The following is a 26,754-nucleotide window of genomic DNA, read 5'->3' as shown; positions in this document are numbered from 1 at the left end:
AGAAAATCGACGTCACCAAGATCGGCCTTGTGCGGTTGCCGTGAGATGCAAGGTCTCGCCAAAGCTCTCGATGTCGATCTCTGAGAATTGCTGATCGTTGATGAGGTGATTTGTCATGTCTCTCTCATGCGTAAGCGTTGGTGTGCCGGGATGTCGCCATCGCCGGCACGGGCATTTGCGCCCCGCATGCAAGATTGGATCTGAGAGGCAGTTATTCCCCGAAATGGCAGCATAACGAAAAGTTGAGGCAAGAAGCCGTCTTCCGTGATCGCGCGCTTGAAACGAAGGAAAGTCTTCCTAAATTTGAGTTGAACCGGTTGCCTCATTGGGACCGGAAGGGAGTAACCTCCCGGCAGTCTGTAACCATGTTGCTCGACGAGGATATGGCTATGACGACGGCACCAAGTTTATGCTCCTTCCGCCGGCTTACGGGCTGGTGTTTGGCGCGTTGGCTGTCATCATTGTCCGTATTCACGCGGCCATGACAGGCTGTCGCGCCGGCTCGCTCCTGAAATTTGAAATCGTCAGGCGCTGCTTCGGCGGGCCGGGAAAGGTGTGGGTGCTGCCGAATGGAGATGGAGCAAGAAGCAATGAGCCGTGACCCTTACGAAATATTGGGTGTGAAGCGGGACGCGACGCAGAAGGAAATCCAGGGCGCCTTCAGAAAGCTCGCCAAGAAATCCCATCCCGACGTCAACCCCGGCGACAAGAAGGCCGAGGAGCGTTTCAAGGAAATCTCCATGGCCAACGAGATTCTCGGCGACGAGGAGAAGCGCAAGCGCTTCGACCGCGGCGAGATCGACATTAGCGGCCAGGAACAGGCGCCGCGGAATTTCTATCGCGAATATGCCGGCGCCAATGGTGGCGAGGGTGCTTTCGCCGGCATGGGCGGCGCCGAAGACCTGTTTGCCAGCTTCTTCTCCTCCCGGCGTGGCGGCCGCGGCGGCGTGGGCGGCGGTTTCCGCATGCGCGGCGCCGACCTGCAGTTCCGCATGGAGGTCGATTTCCTCGACGCGGTGAACGGGGCAACGACGACCGTGCAGATCCCCGGCGGTACGGCCCTCGAAGTCAAGATCCCGGCCGGCACCCAGGATGGCCAGACCATTCGGCTGAAGGGCAAAGGTGAGCAGGGGGTCGGCGGTGCCGAAACCGGCGACGCGTTGATCGAACTACATGTCCGTCCGCATGCCTTTTTCACCCGTGATGGTGACGATATCCGGCTCGACCTGCCTGTTACGCTTTCCGAAGCGGTGCAGGGCGGCAAGGTCAAGGTGCCGACACCCTCGGGCGCCGTCTACATGACGCTCAAACCGCACTCCAACAGCGGCCAGACGCTGAGGCTGAAGGGCAAAGGCGCCCGCAAGCGCAATGGCGACCACGGCGATGTCTATGTGACGCTGAAGGTCGTACTGCCCGAAGTACCGGATGCGGAGCTGACGGAATTCGTGAAAAAGTGGAGTCCGGTCGGCGCCTATGACCCGCGCAAGCATATGGACGTCTGAGCTGCGCGTGAGCGCGGCCTCACCTTCGGTTGCTCTCTCGTAAGTGAATGCTGACGGAAATCTAGTTATATTTTCCGACTTCCCGTTCCTCCCTCGCTCATGCAAGGTGAGCCCTTCACACGTACGAGGATCGAGGGAGGAATTTATGTCGACACCGATCAAGCTGCCGGATTTCAGCCTTGCCGGCAAAGTCACTCTGGTGACCGGCGCCAGCCGTGGCATCGGTCGCGCTTGCGCCGAGGCCTGCGCCGCTGCGGGATCGGACATCGTGCTCGGTGTCCGTGATCCCTCCGGCTGTGGCGCACTGGTCGCCGCGATCGAAGCAACCGGCCGCAAGGTCCTGCCGGTCGAACTCGACCTGCCGAACAAGGCGCATATCGCCAATGCCGTCGACCAGGCGGTGAGAACCTTCGGCCGCATCGACGTGCTGGTCAACAATGTCGGCGTGGCGCCGGGCGATCTCGCCGAACTGGTCGACGAAAGCGCCGTCGACGATATCCTCAACATCAATCTCAAGGGCACGTTCCTGATGACCCAGGCCGTCGCCCGCCACATGATCGAGCGGAAAGAGGGCCGTATCATCTCCATCAGCTCGCAAGCCGGCACCGTGGCGCTGCGCGGCGAGGCGATCTATTGCATGAGCAAGGCAGCAATCAATCATCTGACGCGCTGCCTCGCCGGGGAATGGGCGCGCTACAACATCACCGTCAACACGGTGTCGCCCACCTTCATCCACACCGATGGAACAAAGCCCTACCTTTCCGATTCGGACAATTACCGGCACACGCTCGATCACATTCCGCTTGGCCGCATTGGCGAGACGGATGACGTGGTCGGTGCCGTGGTGTTTCTGGCTTCGCCGGCGGCGAGCCTGATCACCGGCGCCAATCTCCTGGTTGACGGAGGCTGGTCTGTCGCCTGACCTATCATTGTCGTCAAAGCCTTTTATTCTGCCATCGATCGCAGTTGATCTCGATCTAAGTGCGGTCCGCCATTTCGATCTATCAACCGTCCGGCGGCTGGCATCTGGGTGATGCCTCGCCGGGATCAACGAGGAAGGGCTGCGGCCCGCCACGCTCACGGAGGTGGAAATGTCTGCGCATACAGTGCTCGACGACAGTCAACTTGCCCTGATCGACCGCTACTGGCGGGCGGCGAACTATCTCTCGGTCGGCCAGATCTATCTGCTTGACAATCCCATGCTGCGCGAGCCCCTAAAACCCGAGCATATCAAGCCGCGGCTGCTCGGCCACTGGGGCACGACGCCGGGGCTGAACTTCATCTACGCCCATCTCAACCGGATCATCCGCGCCCGCGATCTCGACATCATCTATATGTGCGGTCCCGGCCACGGCGGTCCGGGCATGGTCGCCAACACCTATCTCGAAGGCACCTATAGCGAGATCTATCCGGACATTTCGGAAAATGTCCCGGGCATGCAGAAACTGTTCAAGCAGTTCTCCTTCCCCGGCGGCATTCCCAGCCATGCCGCGCCGGAAACGCCCGGCTCGATTCACGAGGGCGGCGAACTCGGCTATGCCCTGGTGCATGCTTTTGGTGCTGCCTTCGACAATCCGGAGCTGATCGTCGCCTGTGTCGTCGGCGACGGCGAGGCGGAGACCGGGCCGCTGGCCGCCAGCTGGCATTCCAACAAATTCCTCAATCCCTCAACCGATGGCGCGGTCCTGCCGATCCTGCATCTCAACGGCTATAAGATCGCCAACCCGACCATCCTTGGCCGGGCGAGCGACGAGGACGTGCGGGACCTGTTCCAGGGCTATGGCTACGAGCCCTTATTCGTCGAGGGTTTCGAGCCACACGACATGCACCAGAAGATGGCGGCGACCTTTGACCAGGTTTTTGGCTGCATCCGTGCCATCCAGGCCGAGGCCCGCGCTGGCAAGGCGCCTGACGGCTGCCCGCGCTGGCCGATGATCGTGCTCCGCAGCCCCAAGGGCTGGACCGGGCCGAAGGAAGTCGACGGCAAGAAGGTCGAAGGTTTTTGGCGCGCCCACCAGGTGCCGGTGTCGAATTGTCGCGAGGACGACGGCCATCGCAAAATCCTCGAAGACTGGATGAAGAGCTACAACCCCGAAGACCTGTTCGATGCGGATGGAAGGCTGCGCCCTGAACTTCGGGCACTGGCGCCGTCAGGCACGCGCCGCATGGGCGCCAATCCGCATGCCAATGGTGGCCTCCTGCGCAAGGAGTTATTGCTGCCGGCTATTCGCGACTATGCGATCCAGGTCGATACCAGTGCTCGCGGCGGCGTCATGGCGCAATCGACCGAAATCCTCGGCCGCTACCTGCGCGATGCGCTGAAGCGCAATGCCGACAATGCAAATCTGCGCATCTTCGGCCCCGACGAGACCGAGTCGAACCGCCTCGGCGCCGTCTTCGAGACCACCGATCGCGTCTGGATGGAGAAGATCGAACCTTACGACGTCCATCTGGCGCCCCAGGGCCGGGTGATGGAAGTGCTGAGCGAACATCTCTGCCAGGGATGGCTGGAAGGCTATCTGCTCACCGGCCGCCACGGCCTGTTCTCCTGCTACGAAGCTTTCATCCACATCGTCGATTCGATGTTCAACCAGCATGCCAAGTGGGTGAAGGTGGCGCGCGAGCTCGAATGGCGCAAACCCGTTTCGTCGCTCAATTACCTGCTTACCTCGCATGTCTGGCGCCAGGACCATAATGGCTTTTCGCATCAGGATCCCGGCTTCGTCGACCTCGTCGCCAACAAGAAGGCCGACATCGTCCGCATCTACCTGCCGCCGGATGCCAATACCCTGCTTTGGGTCGGCGACCATTGCCTGAAGACTTATGACCGTATCAACGTCATCGTCGCCGGCAAGCAGCCCGAGCAGCAATGGCTGACCATGGATGAGGCGGTGAGACATTGCGAAGCCGGCATTGGCATCTGGAACTGGGCGGGCACGGAAGATGACGCGCCGGCGCCTGATGTGGTCATGGCCTGTGCCGGCGACGTGCCGACCCTGGAAACGCTGGCCGCCGTGTCGCTCCTGCGCGACATGCTGCCGTCGCTCCGCATCCGCGTCGTCAACGTCGTCGACCTGATGGCGCTGCAATCGCACGACCAGCATCCACATGGCCTGGCCGACGAGACCTTCGACGCACTGTTCACCACCGACCGGCCGGTGATCTTCGCCTATCACGGCTATCCCTACCTGATCCACCGGCTGACCTACAAGCGCGCCAACCACAATAACATCCACGTTCGTGGCTTCATCGAAGAGGGCACGACGACCACGCCTTTCGACATGACGGTGCTGAATGAACTCGACCGGTATCATCTTGCCATCGAGGCCATCGAGCGCGTGCCCGGGTTGAAGGCCAAAGCGGGTGAGGCGTTGGCGATGCTGCGGGGTAAGCTGGAGGCGCATGCGGTATACGTCCGGGAGAATGGGCAGGACATGCCGGAAGTGGCGGAGTGGAAATGGCGATATTGATGGAGTGAATTGGTCGGGCCTTGTGCCTTCTTCATTGCGCTTCCCCCCAAGGCAAGGAATGCGCAGGCGGAACCCCCTCTGTCCTGCCGGACATTTCCCCCACAAGGGGGGAGAGTGACTCGCGGCACGCTCACTGCTTCAAACAGGCGGTGCCGAGAATGCGACAGTGGAGCAGGGGCGAGGCGGCCGCCCCATCCACTCTCCCTCCTTGTGGGGGAGATGGCCGGCAGGCCAGAGGGGGGTAGCCGCAGGCACGAATGCATCAAGAAAGGTGGCGTGCGAAGCGCCTCAATCCTCCAACAACCTCTTCGCATGCACCGCCATCATCCGCTCCTCGTTGGCCGGGATCACCAGCGTCCGAAAATTCCCGAGAAACCCCAACCGCGAGACGATCGCTTCCCGCACCGACGCCGCATGCTCCCCGATCCCGCCGGTGAACACGAACGCATCCATCCCGCCCATCGATACCGCCATGGCAGCTGCATATTGCGCCGTCTTCAGCGCAAAATAATCGAGCGCAAAACGTGCCCGCGGATCGTGACTGGCGAGTAGCGTCTCGACATCATTGCTGATCCCCGACAGCCCCTTGAGGCCGGATTGCTCGTAGAGCACATGCTCGACCTCATCGACACTTAGCCCCAGCTGCCGCAGCATATAGATCACCGCGCCGGGATCGATGGCGCCGCTACGGCTGCCCATGGGAATACCATCGAGCGCCGTCATGCTCATCGTCGTATCGACGCTGCGGCCATTCTGCAGGGCACAGAGGCTGGCGCCGTTGCCGAGATGGCCGACGACCACCCGGCCGTTGAACAAGTCCGGATGTTTGTCCTGGAGCACGCGGGCGATCCACTCATAGGAGATGCCGTGGAAACCATAGCGGCGAATGCCTTGCTCGCGATACTCCCGATCGATCGCAAAGGAATGAAAGAGCTCTGCCTGTCCCGAGTGGAAGGCGGTATCGAAACAGGCGATGTTCGGCGCGTGCGCGGCGAGCCGTTCAGAGGCGGCAATGCCGGCGAGATTTTGCGGCTGGTGCAGTGGCGCGAGCGGAATCAGCGATTCGAGCGCCTTGGCGATTTCCGGCGTGACGATCACCGGCTCGATAAAATCCGCCCCGCCATGCACGATGCGATGCACGACCGCTGCAATCGACCAGTCACGGTCGTTCCGGTCGATGAGGTCGATCACCGCCTTCAGCGCCGCATCATGATCGTTGCCATCGACATGTGCGTCGAGCTTTTCATCACGCCCCGTTAGCCGCGCCGAGATCGCGGCCTTTTCGCCGATCCCTATGACCTTGCCCGCGAGCAGCGCGTCCAGCGTATCGCGCCGAAACACCTGGAATTTCAGGCTCGACGAACCGGTATTGAGCACGAGCAATGTATCGATCATGATCGCTCCTGTGATACGAGCGCGACAATGCCCGAGCGGTACGGGGGACGCAACGCGTCGGAGCTTTCAATAATTTTGATCGATCTTGTCGGGTTGCCGGAGCGCCCTATATCGGATGGATCGGCATCTCGACGGGGACCATAATGACAGCAGATCGGCAATTGCATCTGGGGGCCTTCATGCGCCCCGTCAGCCTTCATACCGGCGCCTGGCGCTATCCGGGCTCCTATCCCGACGCCAATTTCAATTTCCACCACATCAAGTCGTTCATCCAGAAGCTGGAAGCGGCGAAATTAGACGCCTTCTTCATGGCCGATCATCTCGCCGTGCTCAACATGCCCATCGAGGCGTTGCGCCGCAGCCACACGGTCACGTCATTCGAGCCGTTCACGCTGCTCTCGGCGCTGGCCACCGTCACCGAACGCATCGGCCTGGTGGCAACGGCTTCGACCACATTCGACGCGCCCTACCATATTGCTCGCCGTTTCGCCTCGCTTGACCATATCAGCGGCGGACGGGCCGGCTGGAATATCGTCACCACCTCCAATCCCGATGCGGCGCTGAATTTCGGCATGACCGAACACCGCGAGCATGACGAGCGCTATGAGCGCGCCCGCGAATTCTACGATGTCGTCACCGGCCTCTGGGACAGTTTTGCCGACGATGCCTTCATCCGCGACCGCGACAGCGGCATCTTCTTCGATCCAGACAGGATGCATGTGCTAGACCACAAGGGCGAGGAGCTTTCCGTTCGCGGCCCGCTCAACATCGCTCGCCCGGTCCAGGGCTGGCCGGTGATCGTCCAGGCCGGCCAGTCGGATGTCGGCCGGCAACTGGCTGCCGAAACTGCCGAGGCCGTGTTCTGCGCGCCGCGCGACCTTGCCGCCGGCAAGGCGCTCTATACCGATATCAAGGGCCGCATGGTGGCCTATGGCCGCAACCGCGACCACCTCAAAATCCTGCCCGCCGCCTTCGTCATCATCGGCGACACGGTGGAGGACGCGAAGGCGAAGCGGGCCAAGCTCGACAGCCTCGTCTATTACGAAAGCGGCATCGCCTCGCTCTCCATCGCGCTCGGCACCGACGCCTCCGGCTTCGATCCCGACAAGCCGCTGCCGCCGATTCCCGAGACCAATGCCAGCAAGACCGGCCGTGCCCAGGCGATCAAGCTCGCCGAGGATGAAGGCCTCACCGTGCGCCAGCTCGCCCAGCGGCTCGGCGGTTATGCCGGCCTCGCCTTTGTCGGCACGCCGGAATCGGTGGCCGACGAGATGCAGCAATGGTTGGAGGAAGAAGGCTCGGATGGGTTCAACGTCGTCTTCCCTTACCTGCCGCAAGGGGTCGACGACGTGGCCGAGCGGCTGGTGCCGGAATTGCAGCGTCGCGGTATTTTCCGCAAGGACTATGAAGGCACGACACTGCGCGAACATCTCGGCCTGCCGCGGCCGGAGAACCGCTTCTTCGTCAAAGAGGCTGGAGCAAAACGCGCCTGATCAGTTGAGATAGGCGCCGCGCCAGTCGGCATTGGCGCCGATCGTTCGCCCATCGCCATCGAAAAGATGAACGAAAGCGTCGTGAAAACTGACCGGAACCTTGTCGCCCTGTTTCGCCCGGCTGATGCCGCGCTGGGAGATAGTGAAGGACGTCGCGGTGGCGGTTTCCGTATGGATGATCGTTTCCGCCCCCAGCACTTCGGTCGTGCCGACCGTTACGTCGAAAACGCCCTGGCCGATCTGGCAATGCTCTGGCCGGATGCCGACGGTCACGGGGGCCCCATCCGCAAGCGGGATCTCGCGGCCCGGCAACGCGATGGCGCCACCATCATTCAGCGTCACGCCCGGCTGGTTGTCGATCCGCGTCACCTTACCCTTCAAGATATTCATCGGCGGCGCGCCGAGGAAGCGGGCGACGAACAGGTTGGCGGGCTGTGCATAAAGCTCGATCGGCGCGCCGACCTGCTCGACGCGACCGCCATTGAGCACGACGATCTGGTCGGCCATGGTCATCGCCTCGACCTGGTCATGCGTGACATAGACCATGGTCGATTTCAGCCGTTGATGCAGGCTGATCAGTTCGCCGCGCATTTTCACACGCAGTTCGGCGTCGAGATTGGAGAGCGGCTCGTCGAACAGGAAGGCTTTCGGCTCCTTGACGATGGCGCGGCCGATGGCGACACGCTGGCTTTGGCCGCCGGAAAGCTGGCTTGGCCGGCGGGCAAGCAGGTGTTCGATCTGCAGGATATTGGCGGCCTTGGCAACACGCGCCTGGATTTCCGTCTTCGGCAGTTTTTGATTTTCGAGGCCGAATTTCAGGTTCTGCTCGACATTCATGTGCGGGTAGAGCGCATAGGACTGGAACACCATGGCCATGCCGCGGGCCGATGGCAGCAGGTGGTCGCAGCGGGCGCCGTCGATGCGGATCTCGCCCGACGTTACCTCTTCGAGCCCGGCCATCATCCGGAGCAGGGTCGACTTGCCACAGCCGGAGGGGCCGACGAACACGGTGAACGAGCCGTCCACAATTACGAGGTCGATGCCGTGGATGACCTCCAGATTCTGGAACGCCTTGCGGACGGATTTGAGTTCGATGCCGGCCATTACGCCTGAGCTCCAAATTGGATCGCCTGGCCGTTCACCAGAACCTGCTTGGCCGTAAGTTTGCCGCCCAGCACGTCGAGAGTGATCTTGCCCGCCGCATTCGTCAATGTGCCGAATGCGGTGCCGGCCGACCAGAAGAGCTTGTAGTCACCAGAAGCCTTCGGCACGAAGCTGAGCGTCCCCTTGACGAAATCGGCATTGAGACCGGAGAAGGCATTGACCAACTGCCAGGCCGACATGGAGCGAGCGTAATAGGAACCGCATTCGATATCGTTCCACGGATTGCGGCGCGCGCCGTCATGCCGGTCGCGGGCGCCGCGGACGACATCCAGGCCCTCTTCGATCAGGCCATGCATGATCATATGCGAGGCCGACATATATTCGACGCCGGTCCAGACTTCCTCGGCATAGGGTGCGGCGACCATCGGCTGGCGGATGCCTTGGGGATAGGTGGCGATCAGCAGGCCGGCTTCGTCCTCATAGGCATAGTTGCGGCAGGGGTTGAAGTGGTCGGCAAGCGAGGAGCGGAAATTGTTGTCGTGCACGGATTTCAGCGCCGTCTCGACCTTGGCCTTGTCGAGGAAGCCGCCGATGCCGGCCACTTCGGCATGCCATTGGCCAAGAATCTGGTCTGAAATACAGCCTTCACCCATCTGGTATTTGAGCTCCTGGAACTCGTCGGACCAGTAGGTTTCCATGAAACCATCGGCGAGCACGCCCGCCTTGCGGCCAACGTCGAAGGGTGTCAGGACGCCCTTGTCGGAAAGGTCGATTTTCTGGATGAACCAGCGGCCGTTATAGAGTTCGGTGTTGATGTAATCGGCACCCGCTTTGCCCATCTTGCCGGTCTTTTCAGAGAGCGCGGTTTCGCCGAGTGCGGCCGCCATTTCCGAGAAGCCGAGCAGGGCAGCGACATACATCGAGGCCAGCCAGCTATTCGGTTCGAACAGTTCCATATCGAGCGTCTGGTGCTGGCGGCCGGAGAGAATACCTGACGCTTTCGGATCCCAGCGGTCGGGATTTTCCGGCGACCAGGCATATTCCATGGCGCGCTTGACGTTTGGCCAGTAGCGCTTCAGCCAGTCGGGATTGCCCGAAAATTTCCAGTCGCGGTAGGTCTTGATGATGGCGCCGAAATGGCCGTCGGCGCAGGGGCCGATAATGTCGAAGCCATTGCCGAGCGGCAGTTTCTGGCGGAAGGTCAGGCCGCCGTTCGGCAGCTGGTTATAGGTAAATTCGGTCTCGCGCAGCGTCCGCTCGATCGCCGGAAAAAGATGCGATACCGCCTGCTGATAGTTCCAGACATGGGTGCAGGTACCTTCGCAGGAGCCATCGCTCTTATGCTGGCCCTCCCAGGCCCAGAGCTCGCCGCCCTCGAGACGGATGCAGGTGGCAGTGCGCAGCAGCGCCAGCGTCGAGCTTGCCGCGTCGATGACTTCAGAGGGCAGCGTCGTGCCGAACAGGCCGTCGCGGAAGGCGTTGGTGGCGGACTGCAATTCGTCCCAGCGCTTCAGCGCATCGGTCGCGCTGGCGGTCGAATCCGCCCATTGCGTCGCATAGTAATTCTTCCAGCTCGGGGTCTGCTTGTCCGGGATTGCGCCATCCGGCTTGTCACGGAACGCCCAGTAGATATCGCCGTTCGGGAAATTCCAGGAAATGACGAAACGAACCGTCTTGCGGCCGCCGGCGGGAATGGTGAAACGCGCGCCGATCGTGCCGTGCTCCGGCTGTTCGCCCATATGTTTGGAGGCGCGTGGCTGGTCGTAATGACGCGTGGGCAGTGCGCCGGGCCGGGCGAATTCCTTCCAGTAGACGGCCAGGTCGTCGAACCATTGGCCGCGGAAATGATGGTCTGTATGCTCGACGGCCTCGGCATCGGTGGCGATGGTCAGGTCGCCGCGCTGGGTCAGCGGCAGGGCCTTGTCCGTCGATGTCAGATGCAGGCTGCTGATGCCGTCCTTCTGGCTGAACATGTGTTCGCCGCTATTGGCGCCGTAATTGCCCAGCGTGCCGGCGAGCGTATAGGTCAGCTCGTCCGGCGTATCGTTGACGATCTCCCATTCGAACATGGCGACCGGCATGGAGGAGTCGCGGTCATTATGCGGAATGAACGGGCTGAGCGCCGTCAGCCGCACGCCGCCCGGAAACCGGTCGTCCTTGAAGAGGAGATCGGCGGTCGGGAAACGGCCGTAGAAATCGACCTCGCGGAAATGCGGAACGCCGACCATCGTCTGGCGATTGGCGCCATGGCCGAAGCCGTCGAACATCGCATTCTTCCGGATGCCCGGCGCGCCGGACGGGTTCAGATCATAGGGACCATTGAGCACGCGCGCATCGACGAGCTTGCCGGCCTTCTCCGCCTTGATGGCAAAGTGCGAATAGCCATTATAGCCCTGTAGCGCCGGCCGGTTGCGGATCGACCAGTCGATCAGCCGGCCACTTCCCGAAACTGAGAAACCACCGGAGCCGACACCACCGAGCGGGAAGGCGAGGTAATGCGTGCGTGCGCCCTTATAGGCAAAACGAGGGTCGATGGAGGCGAGATCATCCCACATTGAGGTATTCCTGTTCTGATGACTAGTTCTTGATGCCGCTCATCGTGATGCCTTCGATCACGAATTTCTGGGCGATGAGGAAGAGAAGGACGACAGGCAGCACCGACATGCTCATCGCCGCCATGACCACGGAGAGATTGCCGCGCGCCATGTAGCCGCGCAGCATATCCATGGCGAGCGGCAGGGTCAGCGAGGTGTCTGAGCTGAGCAGGACCTTGGCCTGGAAATAATAGTTCCAGGTCTGGGTAAAGGTGATGATGCCGAGTGCGGAGAGGGCCGGGCGAAGCTGTGGCAGCGAGATGCGCCAGAAGATCTTGAAGTAGCCGGCGCCATCCATCAGCGCGGCTTCTTCCAGCGCCTTCGGCTGGCTCAGCATGAACTGCCGCACCAGGAAGACGCCGAAGGAGGAGGTGAGATACATCAGCGCCAGCCCGATCGGCTTGTCGAGCAGGCCGAGATGCGCATAGCCGAGATAGATCGGCAGGATCGTCACCTGCGCCGGAAACATCAGCCCGACGAGCAGGATGAAGAACAGCGTATCGCGGCCGCGGAAATTCAGCCGGGCAAAGGCGAAGGCGGCGAGCGTGCAGGTGATCATCTGACCGATGGTGACGATCACGGCGATCTCCACCGAGTTGAGATAGATCTGCAGGAAGGGCACGCGCGAGGCCAGAACCTGCTGATAGTTGGTGACGTTGAAATTCGCCGGCAAGAAGCTGGGCGGCATCTTATAGGCGTCCGAGACCGGCCGGAACGACATGGAAAACAGCCACAGAAAGGGCAGCAGCATGCAGATCGCCAGCAGCACCATGACGGCGATGATCGACCAGTCGACCCAGCGTTTCGCCGCGCGCGTCTGCATCATGTCGTTCATTGCTGCACCCATTTGCGCGACAGGATCTGCTGGATAGCGGTGATGACCAGAATGATCACCGTCATTACCACCGAGATCGAAGCGGCATAGCCGAGCTGGAACGAGCCGAAGCCTTCCTCGACGATCTCGATGGAGAGCGATCGCGTCGCGTCACCCGGCCCGCCCTGGGTCAGAATGATGATGGATTCGAACACCTGCAGCGCGCCGATCGAGGCATAGACGATGCAGAAGAACACCACCGGCGAGATATAAGGCAGGATAATGCGGAAGAACTGCCGCCAAGCCGGCGTGCCGTCCATCACGGAGGCCTCAAGGATATTCTTCGGCACGCCCTGAAGAGCGGCGATGAAGATGACCATGAAGAATCCGGTATTCTTCCAGACATCCATGATGATGATCGAGGTCATTGCCTGATGCGCATCGGTGAGCCAGCGCACTGCGGGCAGGCCCATGAGCCGCAGGTAGTAATTGATGACGCCGAGATCGTCGCTGTAGAAAAAAGTCCAGACGATCGAGACGAAGGCAGCGGCGATAATGACGGGCAGGAAGAAAGCCAGCCGGAAGAAATAGAGCAACCAGCCTGGCATGGTGCGATTGAGCGCCAGCGCCAGGAGTAGCCCGATCGCGACGTTGAAAGTCACGGCAAAGAAGGCAAAGCGCAACGTGTTCCATAGAATCTGCAGCGACCGCGCCTCGGTGAAGAAACGGGTGAAATTGTCGAAGCCCACCCATTGCGAGCCCATCATCGGATCGTAATAGGCAAAGGCAAGGATCGTCGTGACAATCACCGGCGCAATGACGAAGGTGAGATAAAGCACCGACGTCGGCAGCACGAACAGATAACCGGTCATGGCCTGCGCGCGGGCAAGCTGGGAGGATGGGCGTCGTTCGGCGATGGTGGTCATGGCATCACTTGAATAATTCGCATTGCGATCGTGGTCGTCGCACCCCCCTCTGGCCTGCCGGCCATCTCCCCCTCAAGGGGGGAGATTGGGAGCGGCATTGTCCCGGCACCTCTCGAACACTGCGTGCTCGGCACTCGACGTTGGCTTGGGGCGGAGGTCGTGCCTCTTGCCAATCTCCCCCCTTGAGGGGGAGATGGCCGGCAGGCGAGAGGGGGGTAAGCCCCGGTCGCGCGCCGCATCCGGAACACCGCGTGCCATCATGGCACCGCATTCCGAACGCGACGCCGGGGGAGGAAACGATCAGCCACCCTGCTGCTTCTTCAGCCGGGCGAAGGATGCGTTGAGTTCGCCATCGCACTGCTTGACGCCATCGGCGATCGACACTTCGCCGGCCATCATCGCCGTGTAGTATCGGATGAAGATCTTCTCGACTTCCTGAAAGTTCGCTGGCGACGGCACTGCCTTGGTGTGCGGCAGGGTCTGGTAATAGAGTGCGGCACTCGGCGGGAAAGCGAGGAAACCGGGTGTTTCCGCGGCCGACTTGCGGCCAGGCACGCCGCCACCCTTTTCGCCTTCTTCCTTCTGCGTCTCAGCACTGGTCATTTCCAGCACCAGCGCCTTGGCAAGGTCGGCATTCTGCGTCGTCTTGGCCACGGCATAACCGCCGAAGCCGATCACGGTCGTGTCCGACAGCTTGCTCGGCGGGATCGCAATGTCCATGTTGACCTTGTTGGTCTTGGCGCTCTGGATGATCCAGTGGCCGCGGCTGATCATCGCAACCTGGCCGGCCATGAACTGGTTGTCCATTGTATCCTTGCCTGGGATCGGCGACACGCCATCGACATGGATAAGGTCGTAGAGGAACTGCAGGCTCTCCGAGACCTTGGGATCGAGCATGTTGGACGCGGTCCAGTCGGCATTGAGCGTGCTGGTATCGTTGGACAGGAACCACGGCTGGATGAAGAAATTCTGGTTCGGCACTTCATAGCCGAACTGGCTGACATTGCCGGAATTGTCCTTGACGGTCAGCTTCTTGGCCACGCCGCGGAACTCGTCCCAGGTCCACTTGCCGTCCTTGGGATATTTGACGCCGGCCTTGTCGAACAGATCACGATTGTAGTTGATCATGATGTTGTTCCAGCCGATCGGAATATAGTTGATCTGGCCCTTATAGCTCGCCTGGTCGAACAGGCTCGGCGCGAAATCGGAAAAGCCCGAATTGGCCTTGACGAAATCATTAAGCGGCAACCAGATCCCGCGCGACGAGAAAGCGCGAAAAGTCTCGATCGCCGTGCCGTAGACATCCGCCTGCTGCCCGGAATTGAACTGCGCGAACACCTTCGTCACATAGTCGCCCCAGCCGGTCGAGATCGGGTCGACGGCCAGTTCGACCTTGACGTTGGGGTATTTTTTGTTGAAGCGGGCAATGGCATTGGTCATCGCCGCCATTTCGGCGTCGCCACCGAAACCCTGCACTTTCAGTGTCGCCGAGAGATCGGATTGCGCAAAGGCACGTCCGACGCCGGCGCCGACGAGCGCAGCCGCAGATGTAGCCAGCAGCGTGCGCCGCGAAATATCCTGCATATCATCCTCCCATGCGCCTCTGCCGGCGCGTTTCCATTCATTCGAATTGTCGAAACGTTTCGTGTTCGGGTCTCAAAAAATCGCGGTCTGGTCCTCCCCAAATCCCGCGACGTCAATTTGCCAAGTCGAAACGTTTCGTATAACAGCAAAGACAGCCCTGTTTGGCAAGAGGGCGTAATTAAAAACAGTCGGAGGGGGAATGGCCACCATCAAGGATGTGGCAAAGCGGGCAGGGGTTGCGGTGTCGACCGCGTCGGTGGCGCTCAGCCGCTCGGCACCGGTCAGCGAAGAGGTTATCGCCAAAGTCGAGGCGGCCGTGCGCGAGATCGGCTATGTGCCGCATGGCGGCGCGCGCAGCCTCAGAATGGGGCAGTCGCGGCTGATTGGCCTGATCCTGCCCGACATTACCAATCCGCATTTCGCCAAGGTTGCCAAGGTGGTCGAGTCCGCCTGCCTGAACGCCGGCTATATGGCCGCGGTCTACTCAACCAGCGAGGATTTCGATCGCGAACGACAGATTCTCAGGATGATGCGCATGCAGCGGGTCGAGGGGTTGATCATCATCCCGACCCGTTCCGACGCCGAACATGGCGGGCGGATCATTAAGCAGATCCATGTGCCGACAATCCTGCTCGACAGCTTTGTCGACGGTCTTCCCTATGATGTCGTCAAGCTCGACAACGTCGCCGCCGGCCGCATCGCCACCGAGCACCTGATCGGCCTCGGCCACACCCGCATTGCCGCGACGACCGGCCGCAGCAATATCGCCACCGGCGAGGATCGCCTGCAGGGCTATCTCGACGCCCACACAGCCCATGGCCTGCCGGTCGATCAAAGCCTGCTCGTCACCGGTCGTTTCGACCAGGCAACGGCGCATGACAGCATTGCGCGGCGGATGCGCGAGCCGAACCCGCCGACGGCGATTTTTGCCCTGTCCAACATGATGATGCTCGGCGCGTTGAACGCGCTTTCGGAGCTCAGGCTTCGCGTGCCGCAGGACATTTCCGTGATCGGCATCGACGATTTCGACTTCGCCCAGATCATGAACCCGCCACCCACCGTGGTTGCAGCACCGGTGCTGGAAATGGCCCAGACCTCGATCACGGCGCTGCTTGATGAAATCGGCCGCAAAATGCCGCCGAACGGCGAGCGCACGACTTTCCAGCCGAAGCTGGTCGTGCGGCAGTCGACGGCGCAGCGTGCCTGAACCTCAACCCGCCAGCCGCTGGCCGCTGCCGGCATCGAAGAGATGCATCGCTTCAGCATCGAAGCCGAGCCTCAGCGTCTCGCCGGGGTTGACGCGCGTCCGCGGCGGCAGTGCTGCCAGAATGCGCTCGCCGCCCGCGATTGCGGTCACGATCAGCTCCGGACCCGTGAGTTCGGCGACTTCCACCCGCGCGGCAATCGATAGTGCCGCCTCGTCATCCCGCCGGAAGCTTTCCGGCCGCAACCCGACGACGACCGACCGGCCTTCCGCGACCTTTGCCGCAATACTTGCAGGCAGGGGCAGCGACCCTTCGCCGCCCTGCAGCACAAGCAATCCACCTGACACCTTGGCCTTGAGCAGGTTCATCGGCGGCGCGCCGACGAAGGTAGCGACATAGAGCGTGGCCGGCTGATTGTAGATTTCTTCCGGCGTGCCAAGCTGTTCGATCCGGCCGTCCTTCATGACAGCAATGCGGGTGGCGAGCGTCATCGCCTCGATCTGGTCATGCGTGACATAGACGATCGTCGTCTTCAGCATCTGGTGCAGGCGCTTGAGCTCGCCGCGCATCTCCATACGAAGCTTGGCATCGAGATTCGACAACGGCTCGTCGAAGAGAAACACTTCCGGCTTGCGCACCAGTGCCCGGCCGATTGCCACGCGCTGCCGCTGGCCGCCGGAAAGCTGGCTCGGCTTGCGCTCGAGCAGATTTTCGATCTGCAGCAGTTTCGCCGCTTCGCGCACCGCCTTGTCGCGTTCGGCGAGCGGTACTTTGCGCATTTCCAGCCCGAAGCCGATATTCCTGTGCACGTTGAGGTTCGGATAAAGCGCATAGGACTGGAACACCATGGCGATGTCGCGGTCCTTGGGATGCACGCTGAGCACCGAGCGGCCACCGATCCTGACATCGCCGGAATTGGCCTCGGCGAGGCCGGCAATGATGTTGAGCAGCGTCGACTTGCCACTGCCCGAGGCGCCCAACAGCACCAGAAATTCGCCATCGGCGAGTGAAATGTTGATGCCTTTGAGGGTGTCGACAGCGGCGTAGCGCTTGCGGACATCGATGATTTCGAGCGTGCTCATCGCATTTCCTCGGTAAGTGGTCCGCCATAGCTGCGGGGAAGGGTGGATATGGCGCGCGAGGCGACGGTGGTACCGGCTTCGAGGCAGGCGTCGAGCGGTTTGCCCTCGGCCAGCGCAGCAAGGAAGGCCGCGTTGAAGACATCGCCGGCGCCGATCGTGTCGACGACATTCACGGGCGGCGCGGTCGCGGAGACGACATTGCCGCCGACATCGATAGCGATTGCTCCCTCTGGTCCGCGCTTGACGACGAAGACGGAGCCATCCGGCATATGGGAGCGCAGTTCCCGCGCTGCTTCGACCGGATCGGCGAGACCAGCCAGGGTCGTCGTTTCAATCTCGTTGAACAGCGCGATGCGCGATCGCGACAGCCATTGGCGAGTCGCTTCGCAATTGGCTTCCGTCCAGCCATCGAGCGGCCAGCCGGTGTCGAGCGCGACGCTGATACCGTGCCTGTCGGCCCAGTCGAACAAGGTGGAGTAATCCTGTGTCAGGTCGTCGGTGAGGAAGCCGGCTGTCAGCAGCGCGTACCCACCAGCCAACTGTTCGCCATCGAGGACGGCAAAGACATCCGCAAGGCTCATGCGGGGCAGGTGGCCGCGTGTGGTGAAGAAGGTCCGCTCTCCGTCCGGATGGGTGATGCCGACGGACAGCGTCGTCTTTTCCGGGCTGACCGGCAGGGTCGCGCCATGTGCGCCAAAACGCTCCGCCAGCCAGCGGCCGAACTGGTCGTCGCCGACATTGGCGGCCAGCGCATAGTCGACACCCAATCCTTCCCAGGCCAGTGCCGAATTGCCGGCCTGGCCGCCGACGCGCAACTCGTCATGGTCGACATTGATCTCTGTGCCGGCTTTCGGCCAAGGCGTGACCGGCCCGATGATCAGGTCGACATTGAGATTGCCGATGACGGCCAGCGGCCGTGTTTTTCCCGGTGTCATTGTCATCCCTTGACGCCGCCGCTGGTGAGCCCGGAAATCAGGGCGCGCTGGGTAAACAGCCCGACCAGCACCGGCGGCAATGCCGCCAGCACGCCGGCCGTGGCGATCAGGCCATAGTCGGAGACGCGACCGCCGGCGAGATCGGCGATCTCGACCGGTAGCGTCTTCGCCTGCTCATTAGAGGTGAAGAGCAGGGCATAGAAGAATTCGTCCCAGGCGAGCAGGAAGGCGAACAGAGCCGATGTCGCGACAACAGGTGCTGCCAGCGGCAGCGTCAGGATTCGCCATGTCTGCAACAGATTGGCCCCATCGATCATCGCCGCGGATTCGATCTCGCGCGGCATGGAATCGAAGCCGGATTTCATCAGCCAGGTGGTGAAGGGCGCGAGGATCGTCAGATAGACCAGCGCCAGGCCGAAGACATTGTTGAGCAGGCCGAAATAGGCGAGGCTCATATAGAGCGGCACGGCCAGCGCCACCGGCGGCAGCATGTAGGTGGCGATCACCATCGACAGCGACCAGCCGACCGACGGCGTGCGCGACACCGCCCATCCGGCGGGAATGGCAAGCACGATAGCGGCAATGGTCGCCATGCCGGCCACCTCGACGCTGTTGCGCAAGGCGGCGAGGAAGGCCGCGCCGGCGCTGTTCTCGGCCACCGTCAACAATTGCTCGTAGCGGGAGAAATCGACCGCATCCGGCCACCAGTGCAGCGGCTTGGCAAACAGTTCCGCGGCCGGCGAAATGCTCATGATGAACAGCCAGGCGAGCGGCGCCAGGATGACCGCGGCAAGCAGGATCGCGGAGATATAGACGAAGACGGTGAAAACGGGATTGCGGCGTTCCATCAGGCGGCACTCCCCGCGGTCTTGCGCACGAGCGCGCCATAGGCGAGCGCCAGCAGCGTCACCAGCAGCGTGACAATCAACGCCAGCGACGCACCCGATCCGGCACGCTGGAAGGAGAAGGCTTCCTGATAGACAAGGATCGACAGCGTCCGCGTCGTATTGGCCGGCCCGCCGCGCGTCATCACCCAGATGATGTCGAACACCTTGAAGGCCTCGATCGTGCGCAAGACCAGCGCCACCATCAGCGGTCCCGCGAGATAGGGCAGGATGACGAAGCGGAAGCGCGAGAACGGCCCGGCGCCATCGACCAGCGAGGCGGCGGTGATATCGCGCGGCACGGCCTGCAGGGCGGCGAGCGCGATCAGCGCCACCAGCGGAAAGTTCTTCCAGCAATCGGCGATGATCAGCGCAGCCAGCGCCGAACCCGGCTCGCCGAGCCATGAGCGATATTCATCGATCAGGCCGAGTTGCGTCAGCGCCGCATTCAGCGCGCCATATTCGGGATTGTAGATCAGCCGCCAGAGCGTGGCATTGACGACGGTCGGCAGCGCCCAGGGCAGGATCAACAGCGCCCGCAGCACGCCGCGGCCATGGAAATTCTGGTTGAGCAGCAGGGCGGCAAGCACGCCGATCACCATTTCAAGCGCCACCGAGACGACGGCAAACCAGGTCGTGGTGACCAGCGCGCGCTGGAAATTCGATCCGGAAAGATTCTTGACGTAATTGGCGGTGCCGACATAGTCGCCGCCGGTGCCGACAAGCCGGGCGTCGGTGAAGGAGAGGCGAATGGTGTCGTAAAGCGGCCAGCCGATCACGGCAAGCATGACGACCAGAAGCGGCAGCATCAGAAGCCAGGCGCGCGTCGTGAGCCAGGTGCCGGACATGAATGGTTCCTAGTTTGATGATGTGGTCGGCGGCGACAAACTATATCGGAGAGGCTGTGACCTGCCCTCATCCGGCCTCCTGAGTTTATCGAAGGGCGACCCCTTCTCCCCGTGGCGACGGGGAGAAGGGGTGTGTGGCACTGTCGGCGCCTCTGACGTCCCTCTCCGGGCAAGCGGGGAGAGGGTTGGGGTGAGGGGCAAAAGCTCCGATCTGCCACCTATATCAGAGCCCGCTATTCTCCGCGGCCGTCTTCAGCGCATCCTCGGGCGAAGCCTGCCCGAGCAATGCTTCCTGGATCGCCTGCTGCAGCGCGGTCGAAAGTTCCTGGTATTTCGGCGTCGTCGGGCGGGCATACATGGCGGCCAGACCCAGCTTGGCCGTGGCGACCAGGTCTTCCTGGCCCTTGGTCACAGCCGGATCGTCATAGGAAGAGGCCCAGATCGGCAGGCTGAGCTTGGCATAGGCGTTCTGCACCTTCTGCGAGGTCATGAACTCGATATATTTCCAGGCTTCGTCCTTGTGCTGGCTGACGGCGGTGATGCCGAGGCCCATCGAGCCGTTGACGGCCGACACCTGGGACTTGCCATCGACACCCGGAGCCGGCACGACGCCAACCTTGCCGGCCACCTTGCTGTCCTTGGGATTGTTGGCCATCGCGTACATATAAGTCCAGTTCAGTGCGAAGGCGGCGTCGCCGTTCTCGAACACCTTGCGGACATCTTCTTCCAGGAATTCCTTGGAGTTCGGATTGGTCAGCCCCGACTTGTAGCTGTCGACCATGTATTTCAGCGCATCCAGCCCGCCGCCGCTCTGGAACACCGGCTTGCCGTCCTTGAGGAACTCGCCGCCATAGGCGCTGACCAGCGTGGTGTAGTCGCAGATCGCCGCTTCCGCCTGCGACCAGCTCCAGGCGATCGGCTGCTTGACGATGCCTTTGTCCTTGATGATCTTGGCATCGGCGTTGAGCTCTTCCCAGGTCTTCGGCGGTTCCTTGATGCCGGCCTTGGCCAGCATGTCCTTGTTGTAGAACAGGTACTTGGTGTCGAGGATCCAAGGCAGGCCGTAATACTTGCCGTCATACACCGACGTCGTCCAGGCGCCGGGAAGGACGCCCTTCTTCATCTCGGGCGTGATCTTGTCGGAGACGTCGACCAGCACCTTGTTGGTGGCATATTCGGCCGGCCAGATGACGTCGAAGAGCACGACGTCATAGCCGGAGCCGGCGCCCTGGGCCAGCACCGTCTTGTCGTGCAGGCCTTCATACGGCACGAATTCGAGATTGACCTCGATGTCCGGATTGGCCTTCTGGAATTCGGCGGTCATGGCGCGCACATCGGCTTCGCTATAGGCAGCCTGGGCCATGAACAGGGCGTTGATCTTGGTGGCCGACCAGGCCGGCGATGCGAAGGCAGCGCTCGCGAGCGCAGCACCCAGCAGAAGTTTATTAAACGATTTCAACATTCTTGCCTCCAGTTTGAGCGTCAGCATGTCCGTGGCGGCGCGCTTTACGCCTGTCCCGGTCTCGGAAGCAGCGGCTGGCCGCTGCCAATTCTGTCCAGGCCCTTCGGGCCGGTGATGGTTCCCTCGGAACTCTCTGGTTCCTATTAAGTCAAATGTCTTGACTTATTTCTTGTTCAATATTCTATTGCTGTCAAGAGGTAATCGCGCATGAATGACATCCGACCGATCCGCGCCAAGAGCGGCACCAATCACGAAGGCACAAGCGCCCATAACCGGCGCGTCATGATTGACGCGCTCAGGGTCAACGGTGCGCTCTCGCGTGCCGACCTGGCGCGCGCCACCATGCTGACCAAGCAGACGGTTTCCAACATCATCGAAGAGCTAGAACACGACGGGCTGGTGACTTCGGGCGAGACGATCCGCAAGGGCAGGGGGCAGCCCTCTACACCCTATAGGCTTGTTCCGGAGGGCGCCTTCGCCATCGGCCTGCAGATCGACCGCTACGTGACCCGCRCCATCGCCGTCGACCTCGTCGGCAATGTGCTTGCACGGGCGGAAGCCAACCTGCCGCTGAGCGGGCCATCGGATGGCGTGCGCGTCATTCTCGACCAGATCGGCCATGTCCGCGCCGAACTGGCGGCCATGTCGACGCAATCGGAAGAGCGGCTGGTGGGCCTGGGGGCTGCCATGCCCGGCCCGTTCGGGCTGGACGCCGTCGACGACGATCCCTGGATGATGGCGGCCTGGCAGAAATTCCCGCTGGTGCAGACGCTCTCCGCCGGCACCGGCCTCGTCGTCAACCTGCAGAATGACGCCGCCGCCTGCGCCACGGCCGAACGCATGCTCGGTGCCGCCCACGGCCTCGATCACGTCGTCTGCCTCTATCTCGGTTTCGGCATCGGCGCGGGCCTGATCCTCGGTGGCGAGCTTTATCGCGGCGCCAACGGCAATGCCGGCGAAATCGGCATGGCGCTGATGTCGCCCGGGGCTGGCGCCACGCCGCTCGAACACCGTGCCTCGCTTGCTTCGCTCTACCAGCAGCTCGCGCTCGATCCGGCCGATCCGCAGATCGGCGACAAACTATCGCTCCTGGTCGAACGCGACGATCCTCGGCTGGAAGCCTGGATCACCGAGGCGGCTACTGACCTGCGCTGGAGCGTGCATATGATCGAAACCGTGTTCGATCCGCAGACGGTCGTACTCTGCGGCGGCACGCCGGCGCCACTGGCGCGCCGGCTGATTGCGGCCATCGCGCCGCTGCTGCCGTCCAATGCCGAGCGCCGCGAGCGGACGCTGCCCCGCCTGCAACTCGGCATGACCGACCCCTGGTCGGTGGCGCTGGGGGCCGCAGCCGAGCCAATCAGTCGTGCTTTCGATCCGCGCTTTTCCGCGATATTGAAAGGTGAGTTGAGGAGAGCGAACTAAGGAACTCCCTGTTTGGCGCATCGATGAGGCCATGACTGACGGTGAAGGAATTTCCGAGTAGCACAGCTTGCGGCTACTCCTTCTTCCGCTCTCCCTTGTTCGTATAATGCGCATTTCCAAGTCCCGTCCCGATCGTCACCACGCCCCAGCTCTTTACATCCTGCATGAAGGGCACCTGCGACAGGCCCTGCACCACCGCATCGTTGTGCATGATGACGAAGGTCGGCTCGCCGGCAATATCAGGAATTCCCTTTGTCAGCGCGTCGGGCAGGTTGAAATGCTCGCTCTCCCAATTGCCTCCGGGCAGGTTCTGCCCACCGCGATCGATCGAGCCGTCCGGCTTGATGATGCCGGGGCAGGCGACGCCGATCACCGGCGCCGGCACGATATCGGCTTTTTCTGCCTTGGCGACGAGCTTGCGGATCATCTCGCAAAGGCGCTCGATCGTCGCGCCACGCTTGGGCGAATCGTCCGCGTGCCGCCAGATTTCGGACTTCCAGACGCTGGCCTTGGAAAGATCAGGCCTCTCGTCAATGTCGAGCTTGACGATACCAGCCCGGATATTGGTGCCGCCGATGTCGACGGCAAGGATGGCTTGGTGGCCCTTCAACATCCAGGACGGCATGAGATGCGTAGCGCCAATCAGGCCGGCATCGTCGGGGTGATGCGCGATCGGCACGAGCTCGATCTTGTGCCCCTCTGCCTTGAGCAGCACCATGGCACGGGCAATCGCCATTTCGCCGACGGCGCTTTCCTTCAGGCCGCCGCCAACCGCAATCTTCTCTGTCTTCTTCCAGTCTTCGCGGGCAAGGTAGCGCGACAGCACTTTTGCGAGATCCCTGGCGTAGTCGTCCAGAGCCGTGATGATCAGCGCCGACGCCTCCTTGTCGGAACCATTCATGATGGCGTCGATCTGCTTCTTGGACAGTTCATGTGTCGGTGTGTCGCCCATTGGATCTTCCCCGCCGGCCTTCACCCGCTTGCGCCATTCGTCGATCCTTGCTTGGAAGGCGGATTTGCTGGCCTTGTCGCCGATGAAGCCGTCCTTGTCGCGCAACTCGATATTATAATCATCGACGGTTACGGAAGGCAGATCGGCGGCGCCATGCGTCAGCGGCACGCCGCTCTTCGCATCGGATTTCTTTGCAGCATTGGCTTTTGCCATGGGAGCTCCTTCTCGCCGGATCACGAGCGCCGGCGCCCGGATGAAAACGCGCGCCACGCCTCGCCTGTTCCGCGCCGTGCGCAGGAACCATCGCTTTCATGGGCGCGTTTCATTACCGGTCACTGGAGGCGAAAATCGTGGCAGTCGAGACAGGCAATAGCGCGACAGTCGAAGTCGGCAGCGATCATACAACCAAGCGGGCGCTGCAACGCGCGCTCGAACAGCCCGGCCAATGGGCGGTGTTCCTCGATATTGACGGCACGCTTCTGGACCTGGCGGCGACGCCCGACAGTATCGTCGTGCCGGAAACCCTGCCTGCCCAGATCGATCGGCTGTCACAAAAGCTCGGCGGCGCCGTCGCGCTGGTCACCGGCCGCGCGCTGGACTATGCCGATCAACTGTTCCAACCGTTCCGTTTCCCCATTGCTGGCCTGCACGGCGCGGAGATGCGTGGTCCAGACGGATATGAACTGCATGCGCCGCCATCGCCGGAGTTCACCGCGCTCAAGCTTGCGCTCATGCGCGAGGCGGAAAGCATGCCCGGCGTGCTGATCGAGGACAAGGGCGGCGCCGTCGCCGCGCACTATCGGCTGGCGCCGCAATTCGAGGAGCGGCTCGGCCAGCGAATGCATGATTATGCCCATGCCGCCGGCCCGCATTGGGCGTTGCAGATCGGCAAATTCGTCTATGAACTGCGACCGGCGCGCGCCAGTAAGGGCGATGCGCTGGAGCGTTTTCTCAGCGAAGCCCCGTTCACCGATCGGCTACCGCTGGCGCTCGGCGACGACCTGACGGATGAGTCGATGTTCGCCGTCGCCAATGCGCGTGGCGGCTATTCGATCCGCGTCGGCCAGTTGAATGCCACGACCTGCGCCCAGGCGACGGCGCAATCGCCGGCCTTCGTGCGCCAGGCGATCGCCGAAGTCTCAGCCTGACCGGGCAAAGCGCCGATGCCCCGACACTTCCGCGCCGGCATCGCGCGGCAGGGTGAGGAAGCGTAGCGAGGCAACAATACCGATCCCGCCGACAATGGCGAAGGCCCAGCGGAAATCGACAAGCGTCAGCGTCGCATGGCCATGGGCCATGCGTGAGATATTGAGCACAGCCGCGGCGACGGCGACGCCGAGCAGCATGGAAACCTGCTGCAACATGCTTGACAGCGTCGAGGCTGAACTCTGCTGGCTATGCGGCACATCGGCAAAGCCGATCGTCGTCAGCGCCGTGAACTGCATCGAGCGCGACAGCCCGGCCATGAACAGCAGCGCATAGGTGATCAGCGTCGGCGTCGACGGCGACAACACGGCGCAGGCCGCGATCATGCCGGTGGCGATCATGCCGTTGACCGTCAGCACATTGCGGAACCCGAAATACCGCAGCACCGGCGTCGTCACCGTCTTCATCGCCAGATTGCCGGCGAAATAGACCAGCACATAGACGCCGGTCTCGATCGGCTTCATGCCGAAGCCGACCTGGAACAGCAGCGGGATCAGGAATGGCGTCGCATTGATCGACAGGCGCAGCGCCGTGCCGGCCGAAAGCGTGGAAATGGCAAAGCTCTGGACGCGGAAGGTCGTGAGATCGAGCAGCGGCGATTTCGCCCTGCGGAAATGCAGCACGGAAAGCACCGAAAACAAAGTGCCGAGCACCAGCGATAGAACAATATAGGGTGCCGCCGCCGCGCCATCGACAAACAGTTCGAGGCCGGCAAGCACCAGCGTCATGCCGAGTGCGCTCAGGATGAAGCCGATGATATCGAGCCGGCCGACACTGTCCGCCTTCTCGTCCGGAATGTACAGCCAACTGAGGACCAGACTGACAATGCCGATCGGGACATTGATCAGGAAATTCCAGTGCCAGCTGAAATAGGTGGTGATGAAACTGCCGATCACCGGGCCAAGCACCGGTGCGATCAGCACCGGCCAGGTGATCATCGCCACGGCGCTGACCAGTTCCGATTTCGGTGCGCTGCGGATGACGATGACGCGGCCGATCGGATTCATCAGCGCGCTGCCGAGCCCCTGGAAGGCGCGGGCAATGATGAACATGGTCAGCGTGCCGGAGAGGCCGCAGAACAGCGAAGCGATGGTGAAGATGCCGTTCGACACCAGGAAGACATTGCGCGCCCCGAACCGGTCGCCCAGCCAGCCGGACACCGGAATGAAGGCGGCAAGCGTCAGCATGAACACGGTGATACCGACGCTCATTGCCACCGGCTGAATACCGAACGACCTCGCCATCTGCGGCAGCGAGGTGACCACGATGGTCGAATCCAGAAGCTGCATGAAGAAGGAGAGGGCGACGACGAGGGCGATGAATCTGGGGCTGACGGGTGTGGACCGCGTTTCGGATGGCTCTGCTGCGATGGACATAATGGTATGTCTATAAAACTAATTCGCCTGCCGCGAAATAGGCTGGTTCAGAATTTCATCGCCGCGCCGCCGGCCAGCGCAGGGCGATGAAGGCCATGAGGCTGGCGACGGCGAAGGCATTGAGATTGAGAAGCGTCGCAAGGTCGGCGTCGCTCCAGACATGCAACGGCAGGCCCAACCTGCCATGGCTGACTGCGAAGACGACAAAGATGAAGGCGATCAACCCGCGCTGCCACCATTTTTCCCCGGCATGAAAGGACAAGGCGGCCAGCATCATGCAGGGCGCGAAAAACAATTCCGTTGCCGCGCTCGGGCCGAACAGTTTCGTCGCCAGCACGGTATCGATCGTGCCGACGACCGGCACGCCGGCGCGCGCGACAAGCGGATAGCGCGGGGCCAGGAGCACGATGGCCGCGAAAGCCGGCATCGCCAACAGCGTCCACAACGAAGCCGCCACCCCGCTGCCGACCAGCCACCAGATATAGACCGGGTAGAAC

At 62.0% G+C, this 26,754-nt stretch carries 21 protein-coding genes; 7 read left to right on the top strand and 14 right to left on the bottom strand.

Annotation, left to right across the window (positions count from 1 at the left end; translation table 11 throughout):
- Positions 1-590: 590 nt before the first annotated feature.
- From AC1DYF_RS33475 to AC1DYF_RS33465, 3 genes are all read left to right on the top strand, one after another.
- A complete protein-coding gene (locus tag AC1DYF_RS33475) occupies positions 591-1,502 on the top strand; it encodes a DnaJ C-terminal domain-containing protein (RefSeq protein WP_477882322.1) in 912 nt (303 codons plus the stop codon).
- A gap of 145 nt (positions 1,503-1,647) precedes the next feature.
- Positions 1,648-2,424 carry an SDR family NAD(P)-dependent oxidoreductase gene (locus AC1DYF_RS33470; RefSeq protein WP_477882321.1) on the top strand — a complete coding sequence of 259 codons (777 nt, stop codon included), beginning with the start codon at positions 1,648-1,650 and terminating at the stop codon, positions 2,422-2,424.
- A gap of 169 nt (positions 2,425-2,593) precedes the next feature.
- Positions 2,594-4,972, top strand: a complete 2,379-nt coding sequence (locus tag AC1DYF_RS33465; RefSeq protein ID WP_477882319.1) for a phosphoketolase family protein — start codon at positions 2,594-2,596, stop codon at positions 4,970-4,972.
- Positions 4,973-5,260: 288 nt separating this feature from the next.
- Here AC1DYF_RS33465 and AC1DYF_RS33460 read toward each other — a convergent pair whose 3' ends face one another.
- On the bottom strand, positions 5,261-6,367 hold the full coding sequence (locus AC1DYF_RS33460; protein WP_477882317.1) for an acetate/propionate family kinase: 1,107 nt from the start codon (positions 6,365-6,367) through the stop codon (positions 5,261-5,263).
- A gap of 143 nt (positions 6,368-6,510) precedes the next feature.
- Between AC1DYF_RS33460 and AC1DYF_RS33455 the strand changes: the two genes are divergently transcribed.
- Positions 6,511-7,860 carry an LLM class flavin-dependent oxidoreductase gene (locus tag AC1DYF_RS33455; protein WP_477882315.1) on the top strand — a complete coding sequence of 450 codons (1,350 nt, stop codon included), beginning with the start codon at positions 6,511-6,513 and terminating at the stop codon, positions 7,858-7,860.
- Here AC1DYF_RS33455 and AC1DYF_RS33450 read toward each other — a convergent pair whose 3' ends face one another.
- From AC1DYF_RS33450 to AC1DYF_RS33430, 5 genes are all read right to left on the bottom strand, one after another.
- Positions 7,861-8,964, bottom strand: coding sequence for an ABC transporter ATP-binding protein (locus tag AC1DYF_RS33450; RefSeq protein ID WP_477882313.1), 1,104 nt, complete (start codon positions 8,962-8,964; stop codon positions 7,861-7,863). It abuts the gene before it with no gap.
- Positions 8,964-11,519 (bottom strand): GH116 family glycosyl-hydrolase, encoded by a 2,556-nt coding sequence (locus AC1DYF_RS33445; protein WP_477882311.1) that lies wholly within the window; start codon positions 11,517-11,519, stop codon positions 8,964-8,966. The genes AC1DYF_RS33450 and AC1DYF_RS33445 overlap by 1 nt, the downstream gene beginning before the upstream one ends.
- 22 nt (positions 11,520-11,541) lie before the next feature.
- Entirely contained in the window at positions 11,542-12,393 is an 852-nt protein-coding gene (locus AC1DYF_RS33440) for a carbohydrate ABC transporter permease (protein WP_477882310.1), read from the bottom strand.
- Positions 12,390-13,298, bottom strand: coding sequence for a carbohydrate ABC transporter permease (locus AC1DYF_RS33435; protein ID WP_477882308.1), 909 nt, complete (start codon positions 13,296-13,298; stop codon positions 12,390-12,392). The genes AC1DYF_RS33440 and AC1DYF_RS33435 overlap by 4 nt, the downstream gene beginning before the upstream one ends.
- 300 nt (positions 13,299-13,598) lie before the next feature.
- Positions 13,599-14,882, bottom strand: a complete 1,284-nt coding sequence (locus AC1DYF_RS33430) for an ABC transporter substrate-binding protein (RefSeq protein ID WP_477882307.1) — start codon at positions 14,880-14,882, stop codon at positions 13,599-13,601.
- 199 nt (positions 14,883-15,081) lie between these two features.
- Between AC1DYF_RS33430 and AC1DYF_RS33425 the strand changes: the two genes are divergently transcribed.
- Positions 15,082-16,089, top strand: coding sequence for a LacI family DNA-binding transcriptional regulator (locus AC1DYF_RS33425; protein WP_477882305.1), 1,008 nt, complete (start codon positions 15,082-15,084; stop codon positions 16,087-16,089).
- 3 nt (positions 16,090-16,092) lie between these two features.
- On the opposite strand, the gene AC1DYF_RS33420 is transcribed toward AC1DYF_RS33425, so the two are convergent.
- The 5 genes from AC1DYF_RS33420 to AC1DYF_RS33400 form a co-directional block, all read right to left on the bottom strand.
- Positions 16,093-17,169, bottom strand: coding sequence for an ABC transporter ATP-binding protein (locus tag AC1DYF_RS33420; protein WP_477882303.1), 1,077 nt, complete (start codon positions 17,167-17,169; stop codon positions 16,093-16,095).
- Positions 17,166-18,104 carry a carbohydrate kinase family protein gene (locus AC1DYF_RS33415; protein ID WP_477882301.1) on the bottom strand — a complete coding sequence of 313 codons (939 nt, stop codon included), beginning with the start codon at positions 18,102-18,104 and terminating at the stop codon, positions 17,166-17,168. The genes AC1DYF_RS33420 and AC1DYF_RS33415 overlap by 4 nt, the downstream gene beginning before the upstream one ends.
- Before the next feature lie 2 nt (positions 18,105-18,106).
- The gene (locus AC1DYF_RS33410; protein ID WP_477882299.1) at positions 18,107-18,952 is read right to left on the bottom strand and encodes a carbohydrate ABC transporter permease; all 846 of its coding nucleotides are present in this window, start codon (positions 18,950-18,952) and stop codon (positions 18,107-18,109) included.
- Positions 18,952-19,836: a carbohydrate ABC transporter permease gene (locus AC1DYF_RS33405; RefSeq protein WP_477882298.1), complete on the bottom strand. Its 885-nt coding sequence runs from the start codon at positions 19,834-19,836 to the stop codon at positions 18,952-18,954. Before AC1DYF_RS33405 ends, AC1DYF_RS33410 begins: the two co-directional genes overlap by 1 nt.
- 223 nt (positions 19,837-20,059) lie before the next feature.
- Positions 20,060-21,298 (bottom strand): extracellular solute-binding protein, encoded by a 1,239-nt coding sequence (locus tag AC1DYF_RS33400; protein ID WP_477882296.1) that lies wholly within the window; start codon positions 21,296-21,298, stop codon positions 20,060-20,062.
- 207 nt (positions 21,299-21,505) lie between these two features.
- On the opposite strand from AC1DYF_RS33400, the gene AC1DYF_RS33395 reads away from it, so the two are divergent.
- Positions 21,506-22,723, top strand: a complete 1,218-nt coding sequence (locus AC1DYF_RS33395; RefSeq protein WP_477882294.1) for an ROK family transcriptional regulator — start codon at positions 21,506-21,508, stop codon at positions 22,721-22,723.
- Positions 22,724-22,796: 73 nt separating this feature from the next.
- Here AC1DYF_RS33395 and AC1DYF_RS33390 read toward each other — a convergent pair whose 3' ends face one another.
- Entirely contained in the window at positions 22,797-23,888 is a 1,092-nt protein-coding gene (locus tag AC1DYF_RS33390; RefSeq protein WP_477882292.1) for an ROK family protein, read from the bottom strand.
- 137 nt (positions 23,889-24,025) lie between these two features.
- Between AC1DYF_RS33390 and otsB the strand changes: the two genes are divergently transcribed.
- Complete coding sequence (gene otsB, locus AC1DYF_RS33385) at positions 24,026-24,823, top strand: trehalose-phosphatase (protein WP_477882290.1); 798 nt, start codon at positions 24,026-24,028, stop codon at positions 24,821-24,823.
- Here the strand turns inward: otsB and AC1DYF_RS33380 are convergent.
- Both AC1DYF_RS33380 and AC1DYF_RS33375 read right to left on the bottom strand, forming a co-directional pair.
- Positions 24,815-26,257, bottom strand: a complete 1,443-nt coding sequence (locus tag AC1DYF_RS33380; RefSeq protein ID WP_477882288.1) for an MFS transporter — start codon at positions 26,255-26,257, stop codon at positions 24,815-24,817. The two genes, otsB and AC1DYF_RS33380, sit on opposite strands and share 9 nt — an antisense overlap.
- A gap of 55 nt (positions 26,258-26,312) precedes the next feature.
- Positions 26,313-26,754: hypothetical protein (locus AC1DYF_RS33375; RefSeq protein WP_477882286.1), on the bottom strand; the 442-nt coding region annotated here is incomplete at its 5' end.

The sequence above is a fragment of the Rhizobium sp. P2_G9 genome (genome assembly GCF_056403475.1).
This window is presented reverse-complemented; position numbering and strand designations above follow the sequence as displayed.